Here is a 3,211-nt window from a genome sequence, read left to right on the forward strand (position 1 = left end):
CTTCAGAACTAACACAGTGGACGCGAGCAACTGAGGACAAGCCCTCGGCCTATTAGTACCAGTCAGCTCCACCCGTTACCGGGCTTCCACATCTGGCCTATCAACCCAGTCGTCTACTGGGAGCCTTACCCTCTCAAGGAGGTGGGAATACTCATCTTGAAGCAGGCTTCCCGCTTAGATGCTTTCAGCGGTTATCCCTCCCGAACGTAGCCAACCAGCCATGCCCTTGGCAGGACAACTGGCACACCAGAGGTTCGTCCGTCCCGGTCCTCTCGTACTAGGGACAGCCCTTCTCAATATTCCTACGCGCACAGCGGATAGGGACCGAACTGTCTCACGACGTTCTAAACCCAGCTCGCGTACCGCTTTAATGGGCGAACAGCCCAACCCTTGGGACCGACTCCAGCCCCAGGATGCGACGAGCCGACATCGAGGTGCCAAACCATCCCGTCGATATGGACTCTTGGGGAAGATCAGCCTGTTATCCCCGGGGTACCTTTTATCCGTTGAGCGACGGCGCTTCCACAAGCCACCGCCGGATCACTAGTCCCGACTTTCGTCCCTGCTCGACCCGTCGGTCTCACAGTCAAGCTCCCTTGTGCACTTACACTCAACACCTGATTGCCAACCAGGCTGAGGGAACCTTTGGGCGCCTCCGTTACCCTTTGGGAGGCAACCGCCCCAGTTAAACTACCCATCAGACACTGTCCCTGATCCGGATCACGGACCGAGGTTAGACATCCAGCACGACCAGAGTGGTATTTCAACGGCGACTCCACCATGACTGGCGTCACGGCTTCAAAGTCTCCCACCTATCCTACACAAGCCGAACCGAACACCAATATCAAACTGTAGTAAAGGTCCCGGGGTCTTTCCGTCCTGCTGCGCGAAACGAGCATCTTTACTCGTAGTGCAATTTCACCGGGCCTATGGTTGAGACAGTCGAGAAGTCGTTACGCCATTCGTGCAGGTCGGAACTTACCCGACAAGGAATTTCGCTACCTTAGGATGGTTATAGTTACCACCGCCGTTTACTGGCGCTTAAGTTCTCAGCTTCGCAACCCCGAAAGGTCACTAACCGGTCCCCTTAACGTTCCAGCACCGGGCAGGCGTCAGTCCGTATACATCGCCTTACGGCTTCGCACGGACCTGTGTTTTTAGTAAACAGTCGCTTCTCGCTGGTCTCTGCGGCCACCCCCAGCTCGAGGAGCAAGTCCTCTCACCAGTGATGGCCCCCCTTCTCCCGAAGTTACGGGGGCATTTTGCCGAGTTCCTTAACCATAGTTCACCCGAACGCCTCGGTATTCTCTACCTGACCACCTGAGTCGGTTTAGGGTACGGGCCGCCATGAAACTCGCTAGAGGCTTTTCTCGACAGCATAGGATCATCCACTTCACCACAATCGGCTCGGCATCAGGTCTCAGCCTTATATGAGGGACGGATTTGCCTACCCCTCGGCCTACACCCTTACCCCGGGACAACCACCGCCCGGGCTGGACTACCTTCCTGCGTCACCCCATCGCTTACCTACTACCACCTTGGATCGGCGGCTCCACCACTTTCCTTTCCCCGAAGGGTCCGGAACGGCTTCACGGCCTTAGCATTAGAGGATTCGATATTGGGCGTTTCAAAGCGGGTACCGGAATATCAACCGGTTGTCCATCGACTACGCCTGTCGGCCTCGCCTTAGGTCCCGACTTACCCTGGGCAGATCAGCTTGACCCAGGAACCCTTAGTCAATCGGCGCACACGTTTCTCACGTGTGTATCGCTACTCATGCCTGCATTCTCACTCGTGAACCGTCCACAACTAGCTTCCGCTGCTGCTTCACCCGGCACACGACGCTCCCCTACCCATCACAGCGCCCGTTGGGGCTATTGCTGCAATGACACGACTTCGGCGGTACGCTTGAGCCCCGCTACATTGTCGGCGCGGAATCACTTGACCAGTGAGCTATTACGCACTCTTTCAAGGGTGGCTGCTTCTAAGCCAACCTCCTGGTTGTCTCTGCGACTCCACATCCTTTCCCACTTAGCGTACGCTTAGGGGCCTTAGTCGATGCTCTGGGCTGTTTCCCTCTCGACCATGGAGCTTATCCCCCACAGTCTCACTGCCGTGCTCTCACTTACCGGCATTCGGAGTTTGGCTAAGGTCAGTAACCCGGTAGGGCCCATCGCCTATCCAGTGCTCTACCTCCGGCAAGAAACACACGACGCTGCACCTAAATGCATTTCGGGGAGAACCAGCTATCACGGAGTTTGATTGGCCTTTCACCCCTAACCACAGGTCATCCCCCAGGTTTTCAACCCTGGTGGGTTCGGTCCTCCACGAAGTCTTACCTCCGCTTCAACCTGCCCATGGCTAGATCACTCCGCTTCGGGTCTAGAGCGTGCAACTCAATCGCCCTATTCGGACTCGCTTTCGCTACGGCTTCCCCACACGGGTTAACCTCGCTACACACCGCTAACTCGCAGGCTCATTCTTCAAAAGGCACGCAGTCACGACCCATTGGGTAAACCCAATGAGCGACGCTCCCACGGCTTGTAGGCACACGGTTTCAGGTACTATTTCACTCCGCTCCCGCGGTACTTTTCACCATTCCCTCACGGTACTATCCGCTATCGGTCACCAGGGAATATTTAGGCTTAGCGGGTGGTCCCGCCAGATTCACACGGGATTTCTCGGGCCCCGTGCTACTTGGGAGATGAGCAAGCAAGCCGCTGATGTTTCGTCTACGGGGGTCTTACCCTCTACGCCGGACCTTTCGCATGTCCTTCGACTACATCAACGGTTTCTGACTCGCCTCATGGCCGGCAGACCATGAAAGCTCATTCCCACAACCCCGCATGCGCAACCCCTGCCGGGTCTCACACGCATACGGTTTGGCCTCATCCGGTTTCGCTCGCCACTACTCCCGGAATCACGGTTGTTTTCTCTTCCTGAGGGTACTGAGATGTTTCACTTCCCCTCGTTCCCTCCACATGCCCTATGTGTTCAGGCATGGGTGACAGCCCATGACGACTGCCGGGTTTCCCCATTCGGACACCCCCGGATCAAAGCTCAGTTGGCAGCTCCCCGGGGCCTATCGCGGCCTCTCACGTCCTTCATCGGTTCCTGGTGCCAAGGCATCCACCGTGCGCCCTTAAAAACTTGGCCACAGATGCTCGCGTCCACTGTGTAGTTCTCAAGCAACGACCAGCCACCCATCACC

Annotated in this window: 1 rRNA gene; it reads right to left on the reverse strand. The window is 56.8% G+C overall.

What is annotated here, in order from left to right:
• Window positions 1–32: 32 nt before the first annotated feature.
• Window positions 33–3,156: ribosomal RNA gene (locus AB0447_RS36245) — 23S ribosomal RNA — on the reverse strand.
• Between the last annotated feature and the right edge of the window lie 55 nt (window positions 3,157–3,211).

Source organism: Streptomyces sp. NPDC051211 (genome assembly GCF_040689505.1).
In the GTDB taxonomy this organism is placed as follows: domain Bacteria; phylum Actinomycetota; class Actinomycetes; order Streptomycetales; family Streptomycetaceae; genus Streptomyces.